The organism is Promicromonospora sp. Populi (assembly GCF_041081105.1).
Taxonomy (GTDB): domain Bacteria; phylum Actinomycetota; class Actinomycetes; order Actinomycetales; family Cellulomonadaceae; genus Promicromonospora.
The window spans coordinates 1,755,504-1,775,093 of record NZ_CP163528.1; the positions used below are offsets into that span (position 1 = coordinate 1,755,504).

Annotated in this window: 17 protein-coding genes and 1 pseudogene; 5 read left to right on the forward strand and 13 right to left on the reverse strand. The window is 70.5% G+C overall.

All coding sequences use genetic code 11. From position 1 onward, the window contains the following. Positions 1–27 precede the first annotated feature (27 nt). From AB1046_RS07865 to AB1046_RS07890, 6 genes are all read right to left on the reverse strand, one after another. On the reverse strand, positions 28–1,884 hold the full coding sequence (locus AB1046_RS07865; RefSeq protein WP_369374045.1) for an alpha-galactosidase: 1,857 nt from the start codon (positions 1,882–1,884) through the stop codon (positions 28–30). Next, positions 1,881–2,774: a carbohydrate ABC transporter permease gene (locus AB1046_RS07870; protein ID WP_369374047.1), complete on the reverse strand. Its 894-nt coding sequence runs from the start codon at positions 2,772–2,774 to the stop codon at positions 1,881–1,883. Before AB1046_RS07870 ends, AB1046_RS07865 begins: the two co-directional genes overlap by 4 nt. Continuing rightward, complete coding sequence (locus AB1046_RS07875) at positions 2,758–3,816, reverse strand: carbohydrate ABC transporter permease (protein WP_369374049.1); 1,059 nt, start codon at positions 3,814–3,816, stop codon at positions 2,758–2,760. Before AB1046_RS07875 ends, AB1046_RS07870 begins: the two co-directional genes overlap by 17 nt. A 29-nt stretch (positions 3,817–3,845) precedes the next feature. After that, positions 3,846–5,081, reverse strand: a complete 1,236-nt coding sequence (locus tag AB1046_RS07880) for an extracellular solute-binding protein (protein WP_369374051.1) — start codon at positions 5,079–5,081, stop codon at positions 3,846–3,848. Between the two features lie 103 nt (positions 5,082–5,184). Further along, entirely contained in the window at positions 5,185–6,534 is a 1,350-nt protein-coding gene (locus tag AB1046_RS07885; RefSeq protein WP_369374053.1) for a hypothetical protein, read from the reverse strand. 79 nt (positions 6,535–6,613) lie between these two features. Further along, the gene (locus AB1046_RS07890) at positions 6,614–7,651 is read right to left on the reverse strand and encodes a LacI family DNA-binding transcriptional regulator (RefSeq protein ID WP_369375625.1); all 1,038 of its coding nucleotides are present in this window, start codon (positions 7,649–7,651) and stop codon (positions 6,614–6,616) included. Between the two features lie 164 nt (positions 7,652–7,815). Here AB1046_RS07890 and AB1046_RS07895 point away from each other — a divergent pair, with 164 nt between their 5' ends. Beyond that, complete coding sequence (locus tag AB1046_RS07895; RefSeq protein ID WP_369374055.1) at positions 7,816–9,660, forward strand: amylo-alpha-1,6-glucosidase; 1,845 nt, start codon at positions 7,816–7,818, stop codon at positions 9,658–9,660. Positions 9,661–9,867: 207 nt separating this feature from the next. On the opposite strand, the gene msrA is transcribed toward AB1046_RS07895, so the two are convergent. The 3 genes and pseudogenes from msrA to AB1046_RS07910 form a co-directional block, all read right to left on the reverse strand. Beyond that, a complete protein-coding gene (gene msrA, locus AB1046_RS07900; protein ID WP_369374057.1) occupies positions 9,868–10,422 on the reverse strand; it encodes a peptide-methionine (S)-S-oxide reductase MsrA in 555 nt (184 codons plus the stop codon). 216 nt (positions 10,423–10,638) lie between these two features. Continuing rightward, complete coding sequence (locus tag AB1046_RS07905) at positions 10,639–10,752, reverse strand: glyoxalase superfamily protein (RefSeq protein ID WP_369374059.1); 114 nt, start codon at positions 10,750–10,752, stop codon at positions 10,639–10,641. Positions 10,753–10,811: 59 nt separating this feature from the next. Then, positions 10,812–10,997 (reverse strand): annotated as a pseudogene (locus AB1046_RS07910) (hypothetical protein); the annotation flags it as partial. Positions 10,998–11,119: 122 nt separating this feature from the next. On the opposite strand from AB1046_RS07910, the gene AB1046_RS07915 reads away from it, so the two are divergent. From AB1046_RS07915 to AB1046_RS07925, 3 genes are all read left to right on the forward strand, one after another. Next, the gene (locus AB1046_RS07915) at positions 11,120–12,040 is read left to right on the forward strand and encodes a prephenate dehydrogenase (RefSeq protein WP_369374061.1); all 921 of its coding nucleotides are present in this window, start codon (positions 11,120–11,122) and stop codon (positions 12,038–12,040) included. Between the two features lie 61 nt (positions 12,041–12,101). Beyond that, on the forward strand, positions 12,102–13,025 hold the full coding sequence (locus AB1046_RS07920; RefSeq protein ID WP_369374063.1) for a prephenate dehydratase: 924 nt from the start codon (positions 12,102–12,104) through the stop codon (positions 13,023–13,025). A 272-nt stretch (positions 13,026–13,297) separates the two neighbouring features. Beyond that, entirely contained in the window at positions 13,298–14,044 is a 747-nt protein-coding gene (locus tag AB1046_RS07925; protein ID WP_369374065.1) for a lytic transglycosylase domain-containing protein, read from the forward strand. Between the two features lie 30 nt (positions 14,045–14,074). Here AB1046_RS07925 and AB1046_RS07930 read toward each other — a convergent pair whose 3' ends face one another. Next, complete coding sequence (locus AB1046_RS07930; protein WP_369374067.1) at positions 14,075–15,274, reverse strand: hypothetical protein; 1,200 nt, start codon at positions 15,272–15,274, stop codon at positions 14,075–14,077. Positions 15,275–15,337: 63 nt separating this feature from the next. Next, positions 15,338–15,868: a CGNR zinc finger domain-containing protein gene (locus AB1046_RS07935; protein ID WP_369374069.1), complete on the reverse strand. Its 531-nt coding sequence runs from the start codon at positions 15,866–15,868 to the stop codon at positions 15,338–15,340. A gap of 26 nt (positions 15,869–15,894) precedes the next feature. Between AB1046_RS07935 and AB1046_RS07940 the strand changes: the two genes are divergently transcribed. Continuing rightward, positions 15,895–16,230: a hypothetical protein gene (locus AB1046_RS07940; protein ID WP_369374071.1), complete on the forward strand. Its 336-nt coding sequence runs from the start codon at positions 15,895–15,897 to the stop codon at positions 16,228–16,230. Between the two features lie 204 nt (positions 16,231–16,434). Here the strand turns inward: AB1046_RS07940 and AB1046_RS07945 are convergent, their stop codons facing one another. Together AB1046_RS07945 and AB1046_RS07950 are read right to left on the reverse strand one after the other, a co-directional pair. Then, positions 16,435–18,177 (reverse strand): DUF222 domain-containing protein, encoded by a 1,743-nt coding sequence (locus AB1046_RS07945; RefSeq protein WP_369374073.1) that lies wholly within the window; start codon positions 18,175–18,177, stop codon positions 16,435–16,437. 281 nt (positions 18,178–18,458) lie between these two features. Further along, on the reverse strand, positions 18,459–19,151 hold the full coding sequence (locus AB1046_RS07950) for a squalene cyclase (protein WP_369374075.1): 693 nt from the start codon (positions 19,149–19,151) through the stop codon (positions 18,459–18,461). Between the last annotated feature and the right edge of the window lie 439 nt (positions 19,152–19,590).

The window sequence follows — 19,590 nt, forward strand, 5'->3', positions numbered from 1 at the left end:
GGCGCGAGGACTAGCCGGGCGCGAGGACTAGGAAGCCTCCAGGGTGATCCGGGCCGTGCCGCCCGGCGGTACCGGGAGCCGGGTGATCTCGCCCAGGGTCACGCGGGAGCTCGACAGCTGACGGCCCTGGCAGTCGACGACCTCCACGTCGGCGACGACGTCGGGTGCCGTGCGCACGAGCACCGCGTCCTCGTCGTGGGCGTTGACCAGGAGCCAGGACGTGGCGCCGGCGGGCGGGGACGAGACGACCGGCGTGTACTGGACCGTCACAGCCTCGCCGTCGGCTGTGCGAGAGCCCGTTGCCGTGACCTCGTTGTACCCGTCGCTCACTCCGGAGACAGTCAGGGTCCCGTGCAGCACGACGTCCCGCACCCGGTGCCAGGTGTCCAGCCAGTGCGCCAGCACCGCACGGTGATCGGCCCGCAGGCCGTCGAGCAGGACGGAGACCTGCGGCACACCGAACATCGTGTTGTGCAGGTGCTGGGCGACCCGCTCCGGCGAGTCGTGCGGCGCCCACATGACCGGGTCGGCGTGCACGGCGATCCCCGCCGTGACCAGCCGGAGGTCGGTGATCCCCATGCGGTTGCGCCTGGGAGACATCGGGCAGTCCCCCACGCGGAGCATCGTCGCGCGCCGGATGGCCCGCGCCCCCGTGTAGGGCTCACGAAACTCCACGAGCGGGTCCGGGACCGTCTCCTTGATGCCCGCGATCAGCTCGTCCAGGAGGCTGAGCGCGGCGTCGGGCACGGACCCGCTCACGGCGTCGGCGGGCGCCGGCGTCTCGGGGGTGCGTCCCCAGCGCTCGAGAAAGTCGATCTTGAGACCGGCGGCGCCCGTCGTCCGCATCAGGGCGAGCAGCCGCTCGCGCAGGTGCTCGCGCACCCGGCGGGAGCGCGGGTCGAGGACCGACGCATCGAGCCCCTTGTCCTCGTACAGCACGGGCAGCGGCAACCCGCTGGTGGCTGCGTACGCGGCGGAGCGGAGGCCGACGAACGGTGAGCCGATCCACCACATGGTCTCCAGGCCAAGCTCGCGCAGCTCGCTGACGAGCGCCGCCGGATCCGGGATCTTCGTCGGCTCGACCGCCCAGTCCCCGCACGAGCCGTAGCCGCGCCCGTTGTCGGCGGTCTGCCAGCCGTCGTCGACGATCATCGTGCCGAACCCGAGCTCCGCGCCGAGCCGGCCCTCGGCGGTCAGCGACGCCGTGTCGACGTGCTGGTGCAGCGCGTACCAGGTGCAGAGCACGGGCTCCTCGTGGCGCGCTCCGCTGGCCTCGGCTGAGGCGTCGAGGGAGGCATCGAGGGGGGCGTCGACGTGCAGGCCGATCTCCGCGCCCACTGCGCGTACCGCCTGGGTGAACGGCTGCCGCTCGAAGTCGAGCACGACGTCTGTCCCGTGCTCGTCGGCGATCAGGTCGCAGGCGACCTGGACCTGCGCCGTCTCCTCGACCAGCCCGGCCCGCAGCCGCACCGAGTCCAGGTCCGTGCGGACGCCGAACGTCAGCTCGGCCGTGTCGCTGCGGCCGATGACGCAGCCCAGCGGGATGCCCTCGAAGGGCGACACGACGTGCTCGCCCGCCCACGACGGCGTCAGCCCGCCGCGGTCGGTGCCGCTCCCCGGCGTCCAGAGCGCCACCGCGTCCCGCGTCGGGACGAGCGCCACAAAGCTCGTCTCGACGGGTACCGGCGCCGAGATATGCACCACGACCTTGCCCGACGGCGACGTCGTGACCGTCGCCTGGACGTCGGCAGCTCGCGGTGCGGCCGAGGCCAGCACGGCTACCGCGCCGTCGGGCGCTCCCGGCAGCTCGACGACGGACGTGATGGTGCCGTACTCGATGCCGGGCACCCACGGGAGGGTCGGCAGGCCGACCGGCGCCGTCACTTGGACCCCGTGAAGCTGATGCCGCCGACGATGTGCTTCTGCGCGGCGAAGAAGAGCACGACGCAGGGCAGGATCACGACGATCGAGACGACCATCAGCAGGCCCGTGTCGGTGCTGTTCGCGGAGTTGAAGCCCGCGAGCGCCAGCGGGAGCGTCTTCCACCGGTCGGACGAGAGGTAGATGGCGGGGGTCATGAAGTTGTTCCACGAGGCCATGAACTGCAGCACTGCGGCGGCGACCACGATGGGCTGGGAGAGGGGCAGGTAGATCGACCTCCAGATTCGGAACCATCCGGCGCCGTCCACGATGGCGGCGTCGGTGAGGGACTGCGGCAGCCGCAGGTAGAACTGGCGAAAGAGGAAGATGAAGAACGGGGACCCGAAGACAGCCGGAAGGATGATCGGGTACAGCGTGTCCATCATTCCGAGGGTCCGGAAGAGGATGAACTGCGGGACCAGGGTCACCTCCCCGGGCAGGAGCATCGTGCCCAGGACTATGCCGAAGAGGATCCCGGCGCCGCGGGCGGGGACGCGGGCGAAGGCGAACCCGACGAGCGAGGACACGAGCACCGTCAGCACCACGGGGACGAGGGTCGTGATGAGCGAGTTCCCGAGGTAGCGCCAGAAGTCGAACGCGGTCAGGGCGTCGACGTAGTTCGAGAACTGCCACTGGACGGGCCACAGGGAGACGCCCGCCTCGGCGATGCCGCTGCGCGTGCGCAGCGACGTCGAGATCATCCACAGGAACGGGTAGGCGAATACCAGCGAGCCGAGGAGCAGGGTGATGAATGCGCCGACCTGGCCCGCGGGTCTGGGCTGGGTGACGCCGCGCCCCGGGCGGCGGCCGGCGGAGGTGGTGGGGCGGGGTTCGGTGTCAGCGGGAGCGGGCACGACGTCTCCCTTCGGGTCGGGCGGACTCGTAGTAGACCCAGAAGGTGCTCCCCCGGAACACGAGCAGGGTCAGCAGCAGGATCATGATGAGCAGGATCCAGGCCAGGGCCGAGGCGTAGCCCATGCGGAAGAACTCGAAGGCGTTCCGGTAGAGGTAGAGGACGTAGAACAGCAGCGAGTTGGACGGCCCGCCGCCGGCCTGCATGACGACGTAGCCCTGGGTGAAGGTCTGCATCGCCGCGATGAGGCCCGTGACGACGTTGAAGAAGACGACGGGGCTGATCTGCGGGAGCGTGATGTTCCAGAACGTGCGCACCCGGCCGGCGCCGTCGAGCGCGGCGGCCTCGTACAGCTCGGTGGGCACGTCCTGGAGGCCCGCGAGGTAGATCACCATGTTCCCGCCCACGGTCCACAGGCTCATGATGATCACCGCCGGCAGTGCCCAGTTCGGGTCAGCGAACCAGGGCGGTCCCTGGATCCCGAAGAGCGACAGGACACCGTTGAGCAGGCCGTAGTTGGGGTTGAAGACCCAGAGGAACAGCACCACCTGCGCCACCCCGGTGACCAGACTCGGCAGGTACCAGACCGTGCGGAACACGTGGATCCCCGCGACGCGCATGTTCATCAGCAGCGCCACGCCCAGCGACAGGGCCGTCTGCAACGGCACGCTGATCGCCGCGTACGTCAGGGTGACCTGGAGCGCCTTGCCGAGCAGGGGGTCCTGCGCGGCCTCGGCGTAGTTCGCCAGCCCGATGAACTCGGGCGGGTTCAGCAGGTCCCAGTCGAACAGCGACAGCGCGAGCGAGTAGAGCATCGGGCCCGCGGTGAAGATCAGGAACCCGGCGATCCACGGTGAGACGAACACCCAGAAGGCGGCCGTGCTCCTGCTGACCCGTCCGCTACGGACGGCGAGGAACAACGGGCCGAGGAACAGCGCGTACCCCACGGCGAGCAGGACGAGGAACACGGCGAGCGGCCGCAGGTCCTCGTGCAGGCGCATCGTCTCGAAGAGGCTGTAGAGGGCCTCGATCGCGTCAGACATGTCGGTGTGCTCTCGTCACTCGGCGCCCGTCACTCGCTGTCGAGGATGCTCTGGCACTCGACGTTGAAGTCCGCGAGCACGGTGGCGGGGTCCTCGTCGCCTGCGCCGAGCGCGGTGTCCGAGTAGATCACGTCGTCGAAGGCCGTACGGATCTGGTTGTCGTTCGCGACCGACGGGTCGATGGTCGACTGGTCCAGCGCGTCGACGAACGCCTGCAGGTTCTTGTCGGGGGCCGCGTCCAGGAAGGCCGCGAGCGACTCCTCGATGATCGGCACGCCGAGCGAGGACTCGCTCGTGGTCAGGAGGTCCTGCGCGGCGGGCGCGGTGCTCATGAAGTCGACGAAGGTCTGCGCGGCCTCCGCCTCCTCGTCCGAGGCGGACGCCGAGATGCCCAGGCCGTTGAACTCGAGCAGCGAACCGTCGCCGGGCACCGGGACGAGGTCGATCGCCGGGTCGTCGAGAGCCACGAGCTTGGCGATGTCCCACGGCCCGAAGTCGGGCTGCATGGCCAGCCGGCCGATGCCGAGCCAGTCGAACATGTCCTGGCCCTCGGCGTCGAGCTGGGTCGGGGCGTACCCGTCGGGCGACTGGGCCGCGATGAGGTCCTCTGTCGTCTCGAGGGCTTCGGGGCTGTCGAGCGTGCAGGCGGTCGCGTCGTCGTTGTAGAACGCGCCACCCTCGGCGACCAGCCAGCCGTTGAACCACAGGCGGGCCGAACCGTAGGTCTTGTCCGGCGCGGTGCCAGAGGTGACCTGCTGCGCGAGCTCGTCGAACTCGTCGATGGTCAGAGCCCGGTCCGCCGTCGGGGGCTCGACGCCCGCGTCCTCGAACACCGCGGCGTTGACGGCCATGACCTTGGGCTTCGCCACGAACGGGACGGCCAGGTACTCGCCGTCGAACTGCATGCTGCGCGCAGTGTTGGCCGAGTAGTACAGGTCCGGGTCGACCTCGACGGGGCGGAAGGCGTTGGCGAAGGCCGCGAGCATCGTGTTGCCGATCTGGGCGACCGTCGCCTGGCTGCCACCGGCGATCGTCGTCTGGAGCCGCTGCTCGTAGTCGGCCTGGATCCACTCGGCCTCGATGTCGATGTCGGGGTGCTCCGCCTCGAAGGCGGCGACCATCGCCTCCATCGTGGCGTTCTCCTCGTTGTTGCCCCAGTGGGCGAAGCTGATGGTCGTCGCGCCCGAACCGGAGTCCGGGGCCGAGCAACCGGTGAGCCCGACCGCGAAAGCAGCGGTCAGGAGCACCACAGAGATCTTCCTCATCGAAGTTCCTCCTATGTCTGGGTTGGTTGTGCGGGCCTCGCCGACGGTCGGCGAGACCTCAGGCTGTGACATCTCAGGCAGTGACATCTCAGGCAGTGACACCTCAGGCAGTGACACGGACGCTCTCCCCGGCCCGCACCACGTGGTGCTCGGTGCGGCCGCCGACGAGTGCCGACCAGCGCACGGGCTGACCGGCCACGACGGTGAGCGTGGACGCCTCCTGTCCCTCGTGCCGGATGCTCACCCGGGCCGGGCCCACGGGCACGTCGTCGACCTGGATCCACTGGTCGTGGACGTGGGACCGGGTCTGAAGGGCGCCGTCCCACGCCGGCTCCAGGCCCGTCAGGCCGAGGGCGAGGTGCTGCACGAGTGTGAACGGCACCTCCGGGTAGTCGGACCGGGAGTCGGCCAGGTGCCGGATCCAGGACATGGCCGTCGCGTCGTCGTCGTACGCGAGGTAAGCCTCCGGAAGGTAGGTGAACGCCTCGATGTTGGCCGGGGGCCTGGTGGCCATCCCGCGCGCGACGAAGTCGAGGTGGGCGGTAGCCCGCTCGCCCGCAGGCAGCAGGCCCTTGACCGCGGGGAACCACGACGGCTCGTACGCGAAGTCGGTGAACCGCCGGTCGGCGGACACGCCCGTCAGGTACTGCTGCGCGTCCGCGTCCCACCACGAGTCCTCGAAGACGCGCCGCGTGATGTCGGCTGCTTGCTGGGCCTCCGCGGCCAGGGCGGCATCGGGGACGAGCCGCGCGATCGCCGTGAGCGCCGCCCACTGGGACGACAGCCCGTCCCCGGCGACCTGCAACCCCGCGCCCTCGCGCGACTCGTTGTAGCTGGGGCTGCCCGCGAAGATGTCCTCGGTCCCGCGCTCCCCCGCGACCCCAGTCCCCAGGATGTCGTGCCGCGGGATGAACTCGCGGACCAGGTTGCGGTAGTAGCTCGCGAAGGCCGCACCGGTGCGGTACCGCTCGTCCCCCGTCCAGCGGTACAGGCGCAGCGCGGTCTCGGCGAGCTCGAAGGCGGCCGGTGTCTCGCGCACGAACCGGTCGTCGTCGTGGTAGTCGATCGGTGCGGGGGTGCCGTCGAAGAGGAACGCCCACAGGGGGTAGAAGCCCCGGCGCTCGGTCGCCGACCGGGCGAAGTGCTCCAGCATGACGAAGTTCTCGGCGCCGAGACCGAGCAGGTGCCCGGCCAGAGCCTGGTGGCAGACGTCCCGCGAGTAGAACATCGGGCGGTCCTGGAGACCGGCCCAGTACGACGGGACCTCCCCGGCGCGGCCCGTCCGGACGAACCCGAGGGACTCCCGGCACGCCCAGTCAAAGATCTCGCCGAGCGACGTGTCGGAGCTGGCGAGCGAGGGCAGGCCGGCCTTGTCTCGGGCCCCGTCTCGGGCTTCGTCTCGAGCCGGGTCTCGGGCCTCGTCTCGGGGGCCAGCACGGTGCGTCATCGTCACAGCGGCACCGTAGGCTCAGTGACGTACTTTGTGCAAGCCCTTGCAGCGTGCCGTCACGACCGGGGCGCCGCTCAGGCCGTCACCGGGGCGCCGGGGCCGTCGAAGCCCGCACGATCAGCTCAGGGTCGAACATCAGCTCGGTCGCATCGGGGTGGCGGCCTCTGACCTGCGCGAGCACGATCGGGGCCACGGCAGCGGCCAGCCGGTCGACCGGCTGACGGACGCTCGTCAGCGGCGGATCCACGAAGTCGAGCGGCAGGGCGTCGTCGTACCCGACGACGGAGAGGTCTCCGGGAATGGACAGCCCGGCCCGGCGGGCGGCGCGGATCGCGCCGAGCGCCATCTCGTCGCTCGCCGCGATGATCGCGGTCGGTGGCTCTGCGGCCCCGAGCAGCGTTGTCGCCGCGGACACGCCGCCCTCCATGCTGTAGGCGATGCGCACGACAGGGGCGTAGACAGCGGCGTCGACCGTGCCATCGCCCGTGCCATCGCCCGTGCCGGCGCCCAGCGCCGCCATGGTCTCGCGGAAGCCCGCGACCCGCCGGTCGCTGGGCCGGTTGCCAGTGGGCCCCGCGATCAGGCCGATCCGGCGATGCCCCAGGCCCCACAGGTGCTCCACCGCGAGCTGGGACGCGAGGGCGTCGTTCGTCGACAGCACCGGCGCATCGGCCTGATCAAAGGCGCCGTTGATGCAGACGAACGGGATGTGCTCGCGGGTCAGGAGCCGGTGCACCCCCGGGTCCGCCCCCTCCAGGGTGTTGCTGGCCGAGACGAAGATCGTGGCTACGATCCCGGCGTCGACCATCGCCGAGACGAGGTCCAGCTCCTGCGTCCCGCCCACCGGCGCGGAGCACACGACACCGCGCAGCCCGTGCATGCCGAGTGCGCTCATGATCCGCTCGGAAGTCCGGGCGAAGAAGGGCTCGTCGAGACCCGGCGTGACGAGCAGAACCACGTTGCTCACGTTGGTGCGGGCATATCCGACGGTGCGCAGCGCCGCCTCGACGGCCTTGCGGGTACCCGCGGCCACGGTGCCGCGGTTGTTGATGACCCGGCTGACCGTCGCCTCGCTGACCCCCGCCGCCTGCGCGACATCGGCTATGCCAACCTTCGCCACCGTCAACCCCATCTCCTTCGACAGCCCTGTTTTTCGACAGCCCTGTTTTTCGACAGCCCTGTGGCAAACCCGCCACAGGCACTCCATAGTGTGCCAGGAAGTGTGCCGGATGGCCTGCAAGTATCGGGCACGCATAGGTCATGGCGTGTGCGATGATCGTGCGCGTGGACGCGCTAGACGAGGTACTAGACGAGGTTCAGGACGAGGTACGGGTCGACGTCGCTGAGGTCCCGTTCAGCAGACGAGGGTCCTGGCTCAACGTCTCGACCGTCGTCGGGCCGCACACATCGGCACGCCATCTGCACCTGGTCTCGCACCGCCACGGCATGCACGCCGCGGCGGAGATCGTGTTGTTCGACGACGCCGGCCGAGAGCTGGCACCCGTCGTCGCCGCGACGCCGTCGAGGCTGCGGGCGCAGGGCGCGCCCGGGCAGCGCGCGCCCGGGTGGTTCGAGGTGGCGTTCGAGGACGCCGAGTCGCTTCGCGTCCGCGGGCACGGGGCCCACGTCGAGCTGCGTGGCGGATCGTCGTCCGACGAGTATGCGCCGCACGCCTTCACCGACCCGGCCACGGGCGCCGTCCTGCTCGCGGACGACCGCATCGGCGCCAGGCTGCGGATCACTCCGCTTGAGGGGACTGCTCTCCGCCTTGCGGACCGGGGAGGCCGCCCGGTCGTGACCCCCGAGGTCGTGACCCCCGAGGGTGGGGCTTCCACGGGCGGGGCCGAGGGCGGGACCCCTGAGGGCAGGACCTCCGAAAGCAGGACCTCCGAAGACGGGTGGGAGATCGCGATCGAGGAGATCGGCAGCGCGAAGGCCGCGTACCGCGCGACCGACAGCTTCCCGGACGTCGCCGAGCACGTCCGCCGCGAGTTCGCGGCCTACGTCGACGCGATCGCCCCCTGGCGCTCTCCCGAGACGCCCGCGGCCACGCTGGCGGCCTACGTGCTGTGGTCCGCCACGGTCGCGCCCAGCGGGATGATCCGTCGCGAGGCGGTGCTCATGTCGAAGCACTGGATGGACCGGGTGTGGAGCTGGGACCACTGCTTCAACGCCCTCGCCCTCGCACCGGGCCTGCCCGACGAGGCGCTCGACGCCTTCGAGATGCCCTTCGACCACCAGGACGAGCTGGGTGCGCTGCCCGACCTGGTCGGCCACGCGATCGTCTCGTTCGCCTGCGTCAAGCCGCCGGTGCACGGGTGGGCGTTCGCCAGGCTGGCCCGCCTGCTGCCCGACCTCGACCGCCCCGCGCTCGAGCGCGTGACCGAGGAGCTCGCGAGGCTCACGGACTTCTGGCTGACCCATCGCCGGGCACCCGGACACGCGCTCCCCTACTACCAGCAGGGCAACGACTCCGGGTGGGACAACTCGACGATGTTCCTCCGGGAGACCGTCATCGAGGCGCCCGACCTCGCGGCCTACCTCGTGCTGCAGCTCGACACCCTGGGACAGCTGGCCGACCGCCTCGGCGACCGTGTCACCGAGCGCCTCGACACCCGACGGGGTGACTCGTGGCGCAAGCAGCGGGACGAGCTGGCGGCGGCGCTCGTCGACCAGCTGTGGGACGGCGAGCGGTTCGTGGCCCGCGGCGTCACCGATCGTGAGCCCGACGGGCAGAAGAGCCTGCTGGGGCTGATGCCGCTGGTGGCCGCCGAGTTCCTGCCGCGCGACGTCGTCGACGCCCTGATCGCCCGGGTTCCCGACTACCTCACCGCCGTCGGGCCGGCGACCGAGGAGCTGCACTCCCCGCACTACCGGGCCGACGGCTACTGGCGCGGACCGGTCTGGGGTCCGTCCACGGTCCTCCTGGAGGACGGCCTGCGCCGCGCAGGCGCGGCAGAGCTCGCCGACCAGGTCAGCGCCCGCTTCCGCGCGACGTGCGAGCGGTCCGGGTTCGCCGAGAACTTCGATGCGACGACGGGAGCGGGCCTGCGCGACCGGGCGTACACGTGGACGGCGAGCTCCTACCTGATGCTCGCCCGCGAGCACGTCGCCCGCGCTGCAGGGTAGCCAGCGAGGTAGCCACCGGCGTCGGTACTGGGTGCGGGTGCGCCCACCGCCTCAGCGATGGGCGCACCCTCCTTGTCGAGCTGTCACACCCTGCCGAACTGTCACACCCTGCCGAACTGTCACACCCTGCCGAACTGTCACACCTGCCGAACTGTGAAACCCTGCCGAACTGTCACACCTGCCGAACTGTGAAACCCTGCCGAACTGTCACGCCGTGGCGGACGTGCGCCGGGGCAGCACCCAGCCCGGGCGCGGGAAGTGGCAGGTGTACCCGTTGGGGTAGGTGATCAGGTAGTCCTGGTGCTCGGGCTCGGCCTCCCAGAACGGCCCGACGGGCTCGATCGTCGTCACGGCCTTGGCCGGCCACAGACCGGACGCGTCCACGTCGGCGATCGTGTCGCGAGCGACCGTCTCCTGCTCGGGGGTCAGCGGGAAGATCGCCGAGCGGTAGCTCGTACCGACGTCGTTGCCCTGGCGGTTCAGCGTCGACGGGTCATGGATCTGGAAGAAGAACGCCAGGATGTCCCGGTAGGTCGTCTGTCCCGGGTCGAAGGTGATCTCGACCGCCTCCGCGTGCCCAGGGTGGTTGCCGTACGTCGCGTGGTCGTTCCGCCCGCCGGTGTAGCCGACGCGCGTGCCGAGCACTCCCGGCTGCCGACGGATGAGGTCTTCCATGCCCCAGAAGCACCCGCCGGCCAGGACGGCCGTCTCGGTGCCCGGCTCGCGCGTGATCTGTCCGGTGTCGTGAATCCCGCTGGTCATGATCCGTACTCCTAAGCGCTTGTTCTGACTTAGTGCTTGTTCTGACTTAGTGCTTGTTCTGACTTCGTGCTTGTTCTGACTTCGTGCTTGTTCTGACTTCGTGCTTGTTTTGACTTAGTGCTTGCTTCGACGCCGCTGGTGGTGGCGTCACTGGAGACAACGCTGCAGACGATTGCTTTGGTCCCGGGCTTTGGTCCCGGGCTTTGGTCCCGGGCGCTACAGGCCGTCAGTCGGCAGCCCCGGCTCGAAGCGGTGCTCCCACTCGACGCTGAACCCGAGGTAGTCCACGTAGAACTCTCGGGCGTAAGTCTCGTCCTGGATCCGGAGCACCGGAACCGCGGCCCCGAGACGATCTCCAGCGCGTGGCTGTGGCTGATCGTGACATCGGCGTCGGCCAGCGTGCGGCGCAGTGCTCGGGCGGACGCCTTGGCGTCGTTGAGGGTCAGGTCCACGATTTCATCGCAATCCCGGTGCCGTGAGTTTGGTCGGTGCCCGCATTGCCGTCCGGGGCACCGTGGGAGCCACGAGAACCTCTGACAGGACGTCGTCGTCGATGCATTCACCGGACCGAGCATTCACCGGACTGGCGATCTCGGCGCGGGCGGCAGGCTCATCGAGTGCCCCGAGCCAGCCTAGCGTTCCGCGCCTGCGGCAGCCATCAGGGGGCCGGTTCCCCGCCGCGAGATAGTGTCAGCCCGTGACGGACGGCAAGACGGCCGGTGTGATCGGCCTGGGATTCATGGGCGCCTCGCTCGCCGCGGCATTCCGTGGCGCGGGCGGTATCGAGGGCGGGATCGAGCGAGTCGTCGGGTACGACAGCTCGCCGGACGCCCGGGCCCGGGCCGACGCCGAGTCGTACGTCGACGAGGTCCTGGACAGCGCCGCCGACGTCGCCCGAGCGGCGGACCTGCTCGTCCTGTGCACGCCGGTACAGCAGATCATCACCGACCTCACCGAGCTCGGACCGCTGCTGCGCCGAGGCGCGATTGTCATGGACATCGGCAGCACCAAGGTCGCGGTCACCGAGGCGATGGTCAAGATCCTGCCCGACGGCGTGGTGCCGATCGGCGGCCACCCGATGACGGGACCGGCCACGGCCAGGGTCGACAGCCCGACCGCGCGGATCTATGCCGGGCGGGTCTTCCTGCTCACGCCGACCGAGCGCACGGACCCCGCCGTGACGAGGTGGTGCACCGACCTCCTGCGCGGGATCGGGGCCCGGGTCGAGGTGCTGGACCCGGACCGGCACGACCGGCTCGTCGCCGTCGTCAGCCACCTGCCCCGGATGCTTCCCGTGCCGCTCCTCGACCTCGTGGTCAAGGACCCGGACCCGATGCTGACGACGCTTCCGGCCGGCGGTTTCCGGGAGAGCACCAAGAGGGCCACGGACAGCCTCGACATGTGGGGGGACGTGCTGCTCACCAACACCGGCCACATCGTCGAGACGATGCGGCGCTACGCGCACGAGGTCGAGCTGGTCGCGGACCAGGTCGAACGCGGCGACCCGGCGACGCTGCGCGAGCTCCTGGCCACGACGTCCGACCGGTGGGCTGCTCTCTTCCCCGCCGACGTCGACGGCGCCGACGGCGCCCCACCTGCAGAGCCCGGCAACCGCTGACCCAAGGCATCCGCTGACACAGGGCATCCGCTGACACAAGCAAGACAACACAGGAGGACTAGTGGCCATCGGCTATCTCGGCCCAGAAGGAACGTTCACGCACGGAGCCGCACGGGACCTGTGTCCCGGAGCTGACCTCGTAGCGCTGACGACGCAGGCCCAGGCGATCGCCCAGGTCGAGGACGGCGCGATCGAGGGCGCCGTCGTGCCCATCGACAACACCGTGAACGGCGTGGTGCTGCCCACCTGGGACTCGCTCCTGGGCACGACGGCGAGCCGCATCGTCGCTGACGTGCTCGTCCCGGTGACCTTCAACGCTTATGCCCTCTCGGGCGACGTGACCCCCGAGGTCGTCGTCAGCCACCCGCACGCCCTGGCGCAGTGCGCGAGGTACGTGAGCTCGCTCGGGGTACCGAGCCGTGCGGCCTCGTCGACTGCCGAGGCCTGCGCGTCGCTCGCGCCCGGCGAGGTGGCCATCGCCGCGCCCGTGTGTGCCGAGCTGTACCCCGTCGCGACCATCGCTACGAAGGTCGAGGACAGCGCCGGCGCAATCACCCAGTTCGGCCTGGTGAGCCGCGGCGACACAGTGCAGCGTGACAACACCCTGCAGCGCGGCGACACCCTGCAGCGCGGCGACACCCTGCAGCGCGGCGACACCCAGCCGACGACGGCCCGGTGGACCACCGTGTTCGCCGCCCTGCCGAAGCACAACGCCCCCGGGAGCCTCGCGGCCCTGCTCACGCCCCTGGAGGCGCTGGGCTGCAACCTCGAGAACATCGTCGCCCGGCCGGTGCGGGACAGCGCCGACTACGTGTTCCTGCTCTTCGTCGCCGACCTCGACCAGGACCGCGAGACGGCGGCCCTGGACTCGCTCCGCGCCCAGTGCTCCGGGCTGTCCGTGCTCGGCCGGCTCGCGGCGACCAAGCCGACGGGATCGGACGGCGCGTCCGGCGTCCCCGCGCGCATGCTCTCCGTCCAGTCCTGAGCGGCCAGTCCTGAGCGGCCGGTCCGGGGCGGCCGGTCCGGGGCGGCCAGTCCGGGGCGGCCAGTCCTGAGCGACCGGTCCTGAGCGACCGGTCCTGAGCGGCTGCATGAGCCCTGCGATAGGCGCCCACCGAAAGGCGCCTTTCGGAACGCGCACGTTTGTGGGAGGTCCTGTCGGGGACCGTCAGATCGGGGCTGACCAGCCATAGCCTGAAATCCCCGACCACGGAGACCCGCAATCACTGTGACACTCAAGACCGCGACACCAAGACCGTGACACCAAGACGAACTCGGGCCGCTGCCCTCACGACGGGGCTCCTCCTGTCCGGGCTGCTCCTGTCCGGCTGTGGTGCGGGCCAGGGAGGCCAGAGCAACTGGCGACTGGACCGCGACTACCCGCCGGCACCGCAGCAGCAGGTGCCCGAGCCGTCCGCGGAGCCCGTCACCAACCCGGCGCCACTGGCCGAGCTGGCCGATCCGGCCTGGCTCCAGGACGCCGCGGAGCGCACGCAGATCCCGCTGCGGGCGCTGGCCGCGTATGCCGGGGCCTCCCTCCGGCTGGCGCAGACCGAGCCGCAGTGCGGCATCGGGTGGAACGCGCTGGCGGGCATCGGCGCCGTCGAGTCGGTGCACGGCAGCTACCAGGGAGCGCGCGCAGGGGCCGACGGGACGGTGACGCCGCCGATCATCGGCGTCGCGCTGGACGGCAGCGCGGGCGTCATGGAGATCCTCGACACCGACGACGGCGCGCTCGACGACGACACCCAGTGGGACCGCGCCGTCGGACCGATGCAGTTCATCCCCTCCACCTGGGCGGCCTACGCCCAGGACGGAAACCTGGACGGGCAGGCGGATCCGCAGCAGATCGACGACGCGGCCCTGACCGCCGCCCGGTACCTGTGCCAGAGCGGCGACGACGTCACCACCGACGACGGCTGGACGGCAGCGCTGGCGGCCTACAACCGCTCGGTGTCATACGCCAACGACGTGACGGAGCTCGCGGAGTCGTACATCGGGTAGGCATCGGGTAGGCGAGGTAGCAGGTGGCGATCACTCCGGGTACCGCTCCACCTTCTCGATGCGGAAGACGGCGTCGGCCGGAAGGTCCTCGAAGAAGTCGACCGTGACCTCCTTCTGTTGTCCGGGCTCGAGGTCTTCCGCGAACCCCGTTCCGGTGGCGTAGGAGGTCGAGCCGTCCTTGCTCTCCGCCACGACGTCGACCGCGTAGGTGAATGTCCGCTGGCTGCTGTTCGTCACGGTGGCCGGTATCTGAGCCCAGCCGATCTCGGTGCTCACGGTCGTGCCGAGCGTGACGTCCTTGCTCAGATCGGCATAGCCGACGTCCTCCAGCTGCGCGATCACCAGCACCGGAACCGTTGCGGTACCACCGACCTGGGTCTCGTACTCGAAGGACCCGGTCACCACCGCGTGCACCTTCAGCACGTCGCCGGTCTCCACGCCGTCGAGCAGCGCCTCGTCGCCGATGAGGAGCGTGTCGGTCTGCAGCTCGAGCTCGCCTGGCTGGTCGACGCCGGTGCTGGCGAGGAACCTGTCGGACCCCGTGCTGCCGCCGAACTGCATGACCTCGGCGAACACCACGACGGGACGGTCCCTGGCCTGGTTGGGGTCATCCACGATGGACTCCCACTCCGCCGCGTCGACCTCGATGAACTCCGCCAGATCGGGTACCGGCGACGCGCTCTGCGAGGCGTGGGCCGTGGGTGCGCCCTCCTCCGTGCCCTCCTCCATGGCCTGCTCCAGTCCCGCCAGCCCGGACCGGACACCCGTTGCGATCTGATCGACGAGCGCGACGCCGATGGGCACACTGAGCACGGACAGCACGATGCCGACGATCGCCTTGGCGCGCCCGACCGGCGGATCGGTCAGGCCAGATCGCAGCACCCCGACGATGCCGAGCACTACGCCGACGATCGCCGGCAGGAACACGATGCTCGCGACGATCGACACGATCCCGAGCACCAGGCTCGCGGTGGCCTGCGGGTTGCTCGGAGCCGCCTGCCCCGCGACGGGCGACCCGGCGACGGGCGACCCGGTAACCGGCGACCCGGCAACTGGCGACCCGGTAACCGGCGACCCGTTCACGGGCGCGTACGACGTGTACGGGAGCGGCGCCTGGTAGTGATCCGGGTTCGGCGGGAGCGGTGCTCGGTAAGGATCCGGCGTCGGCGTGTGCGGAAGCGGCGCCCGGTACGGATCCGGCGTCGTCTCGGTCTGCTGCTCATCCCCCATGACGCAGAAGGCTACGAGCCTCGCGGACGCTCGAACCGGCGAACAGCACGCCCGGGCCCAGATTCACCCGGGTGAACCCGTGGTCCGCTCACGGTGCCGGCGCACTGCCGCGCGGTTGGCGCAGCGCACGGAGCAATACCGCTGCCGCCCGTTGCGGGTGACGTCGACCACCACCTGAGTGCACGGCTCGGATGCGCAGCGCCCCAGCCGGTGCATGCCGCGCGTGACGAGGTGGAGCGAGGTGCCCACGCTGATCACGGCCCGCAGCACCGACGACAGCACCTGGTTCTTCTCGCGGTAGTGCAGGTGCCAGCCCTCGCCGTCGTGGTCGGTGAGGCGCGGGTAGGCGGCGACGGCGGCCATCTGGGCGTTCAGCAGCGCGGCCCGCTCCGCGGGTTCGGGTGCGTCGACGACGCGCAGCCAGTCGTCGATGGCGAGGCGAGACAGCGCGTGGTCCTCCGGCTCCTCCTGGAACTCCATCGTCATGCCGAACTCGCGCGTCCGAGCCTCGATCCCCGCCCGGTCGTGCGGCCAGTCGTTGGCCAGGGACGCGGCCAGCAGGACCGCGTACTCACCGTAAGGGTTGAGTTGCATAAGACCATTACAGCATCGTGGGACGCATGGTCTCCATCAGCAGCGTCTCCACCAGCAGCGTCTCCACCAGCAGCGTCTCCATCGGCACTGTCTCCACCAACGCCCGTCCCGCACCGCGCGGCGCCACTCGCGATACCACCCGCGACTCCGCCCGTGACTCTGCCCGCGACACCCCGCACGAGCACTCGTGGACGACGGAGTCGCGCCACCCGACCTCGGCGGGCCACGTGCTCTACGTGCGGTGCACGGCGTGCGGCACCCATCGCGTGGATCTCCAGGACCACAAGGACGCGCCGCCCATGCCGCTGAGCAGAGTGGTCGGCAATGCGTCAGAAACGGCGGCGCCGGTATCGGCCTCTTAGACCTTGGAAAGGACAGATATGCCGGCGCCACAGAGTCCATCTGCCAGTCCGCCAGTCCGCCAGGCCGCCAGGTCTGCCGGTCCGCCGGTCCGCCAGGTCCGCCGGTCTGCCGAGTCCGCCGGTCCGCCAGTCCGCCAGTCCGCCAGGTCTGCCGGTCCGCCGGTCCGCCAGGTCCGCCGGTCCGCCGGTCCGCCGGCCAGGCGGTCAGGCGGCTTCGGTCGCCGGTGGGTCCGTAGTCGGGTGGGCCGGGTTGGTGTCCGGTAGTGGGTCGAGGGCTTCGGGCAGGCGGATGCGATGTCCGCGGGCGTCGGTGAAGGCCCACCCGGTCTCCACCAGGGCTCCGACGGTGCTGACACCGGTCGTGTCGGTGGTGGGTTTGCCGGTCCAGTGCATGACGATGCCACGCGCGTCCACCAGCTGATGGTGGAACCAGCACAACAGCGCACTGTTGGTGACCGAGGTGTCTCCGCCGTGGGCCCAGTGGGTGACGGCGTGGTGGACCTCGCAGCGCGAGGGCGGCTGATCGCATCCCGGATAGACACAGTGCTGGTCGCGGGCGATCACCGCGCGACGCATCTGCCCGGTCACGGTCCGCTGCGCGCGTCCGACGTCCAACACGGCACCGTCGGGGCCGAACACGATGCGGGTGACCGCACTGTCGCACGCCAGCCGGCGCAGCAGCGCCCGTGGCGCGCGTCCACCGCTCTCCGTGAACACCGCACCACCCGAGCCCAGCAGCCCAGACACCGTCGCGCCTGCCGCACCCCAAGCTGCTGGACCGCCGCCGACTGCACCGGGGTTGCTCCCATTCGCCACGCCTCCACTGCCTGTGCCTACGCCTGCCGCGCTTGGCCGGGTGCTGCGACCGGGCGCCGCCTGCCCGCACGTGAGGCACAGACCGTCACGGGTGCGAGTGATCTGGGTGACCAGCTCGGTCCAGGACACGGTCACGTTCAGGTGTGGCGGAATCGCGGCCCCGGGCGAGGCCTGGTTGGTGTCCAGCACCACACGGGCCACGTCGGCCAGGCCCTGCGCGCGGCGCTGCCCCGGCGTGCGGGTGTCCTCCGCGGAGGGTGCGCCCATGACGGCGTTCACGGCCGCGGTCACCAGCAGGCCGTGCTCGTCGGTCAGGAACCCTGCGACGTGATACCCGCCAAAGGTCTTGGCCAGGTCCAGGAACTCACCCGCAGCGGCCTTGTCGTCGTCCGTGTCGTCGCTGTCCGGGTCGGTCACCGACGCGAACCGGCGCGCCACGATACGGAACTGGTCCGCGTTCAACACGCCCGCCTCCCGCAGGACCAGGCCCTCCCCGGTGACCAGCGTGCCATCCGCGACCGCACCCTCCAACACCTGCGTGACCAGTACGCGCGTCCGGTCACCGTCCGGGTCCTGGGCCGGGTCCGGGAAGTCCACCGCAACGCTCTGCACGAACTGCTCCGGTGTGGTCGGCTCCCCGGTACGGGTATCGACCAGCCACGCCAGGGCGTCCTGACGCGTCGAGCTCGTGGGCGCCTCTTCGGTCATCACCCGCGCGTGATCCGCGCCCACGGTCCCGGCCACGAGGGCCTCCCGGGTCGCGGGCAGCGCGGTCGCCAGCCGGCGCGCAGTCGTGACGTCCTTGCGCGCCGTGGCCGCCGCCACCCCTTCGCGCACCCGCAGCCAGGACACGAACGTGCGCGTTGCCCCGCCCGAGCGCCACGAACCATCATCCTCGATCCGCGGCAACACCGTGTACCGCACCCCGTCCAGGCGGCCCGTCACCCGACGAACCCGAGCATGCGCCTCGACCAGGCGTCCGACACTCGGAGCATCCCACCCGTCCAGCACCTCGGGACCGACCAGACCCGCCAGGTCACCGACCCCCGCCTCGATCCGGGCCAGCGCCTCCTCGATCGACCGTGCGGGAGGCAGGCCACCGGCGGCCGTGCTGTTCGTCGGCTGCTCCACTGGTCACCACCCCCGCCCGGCTCGTCATTCACTGACTCCTGTTCACTGACACCATTGTCTCGAACATCCGTACGGCATGCACGTGCGATCTGAAATCTGTGGATAACCCTTCACGACACAATTGAGGCGCCCCTGAGGTCCGCCCCAGAAAGCCCCGCCGGTAAGGCGCCCGCGCAGAGGGCCCGGAGAGGTGGGCCAGAGAAACGACTCGGAGTGCTGGCCGTGACCGTCTTCGACGGCACCATCGAAGTCACCGACCCACGCTGACCTTCTTCAAGCGCTCAGGCGTGGGCCGCGGTCCCCCGCGCCCCGTCCCACCAGCCCAGCACCCGGGCGGCATGGAACGTCAGCCACTTCGACGGCTGCCCGGCGTCGACGTCGAACTCGAACCACACCCGGCCCGGGTGGCGCCGCGCCTGCAACCACGTGCCGTCCGGCTGTCGCTGCTCGCGGATCTTCTCGATCGCCTCGCCGATGCGCTCGTCGGGCGGCGTGCCGCGCAGCACAGACGCGGCACGGAAGTAGTCGGCGGCGCTGAGCACGTCGTAGAACGAGCGGAACGGGTAGGCGAGGCGGAACACCCAGTCGCCGAAGGGTTCGTCCGTCGACAGCCGCCGGATCAGGTGGCGCTCCAGCAGGTACTCCTCGGCGCGCTCCTGCGCCTGACGGGTGGCGGCGGTGCCGCCCGTGGCCTCCTCGTGCGTGAGCAGCCCCTTGAGCGAGTTGAGCGTGGAGCGGACCGAGGCGCGGGTCGAACCGTCCTCCACCCACTCGCAGTTCCAGCCGCCCTCGGCCATCTGGTGCTCGACGAACCAGTCGGCGATCCCGCCGACGTCCGCCCCGAGCCACACACCGTTGGCCAGCGTGAACCCGTTGATGCACGCGTCGACCTCTCCGCCCCAGTACGGAAGGTCGTCGTACTCCCAGCGGGTGTTGGCCGCGATCAGTGCCGCGGTGTCCCGCTCGCGCAGCACCGAGGGCGTCCAGGCCCCACTCCCGGAGCGTGTTGAGCGACCAGGTGGTCGCCGTCCACGGCTGCCCCGCCCCCGGCCGGGCCTCCGGACCGTTGAAGTCGAAGCCGGCGGGAAAGAACGCCCCGCCCGCCCAGGTTCCCGCCTCGTCCTGCAGGGCCAGCAAGCGAGCCCCGAAACCTTCAGTGGCGATGCGAGCACGCGTGGCCCGCCAGACATCCTCGGGCATGTGCAGCAGGTCCTTCTCGACCTGCCAGCGCAGCGCGGGATCGCTGTCCAGCAGCCACGCCACGACGTCGTCGGACACCGGTGAGGAAGCCATGGGCCCGAGACTAGACCCGACGCAGTTCGGTCGGCAGCGCTGGCGCCGGACGGTCGGCTCAGGACACTTACTGCCAGGATGGTGTCGATCTTGGCAGCACGTGCGTGGTCAAATCGCCGT

What these genes read in the sequence shown, in the direction of transcription:
- msrA (WP_369374057.1), bottom strand. Translation starts at nt 10,422, where the DNA reads ATGACCAGCGGGATTCACGACACCGGACAGATCACGCGCGAGCCGGGC.
- AB1046_RS07930 (WP_369374067.1), bottom strand. Translation starts at nt 15,274, where the DNA reads ATGGGGGATGAGCAGCAGACCGAGACGACGCCGGATCCGTACCGGGCG.
- AB1046_RS07935 (WP_369374069.1), bottom strand. Translation starts at nt 15,868, where the DNA reads ATGCAACTCAACCCTTACGGTGAGTACGCGGTCCTGCTGGCCGCGTCC.
- AB1046_RS07880 (WP_369374051.1), bottom strand. Translation starts at nt 5,081, where the DNA reads ATGAGGAAGATCTCTGTGGTGCTCCTGACCGCTGCTTTCGCGGTCGGG.
- AB1046_RS07875 (WP_369374049.1), bottom strand. Translation starts at nt 3,816, where the DNA reads ATGTCTGACGCGATCGAGGCCCTCTACAGCCTCTTCGAGACGATGCGC.
- AB1046_RS07940 (WP_369374071.1), top strand. Translation starts at nt 15,895, where the DNA reads ATGGTCTCCATCAGCAGCGTCTCCACCAGCAGCGTCTCCACCAGCAGC.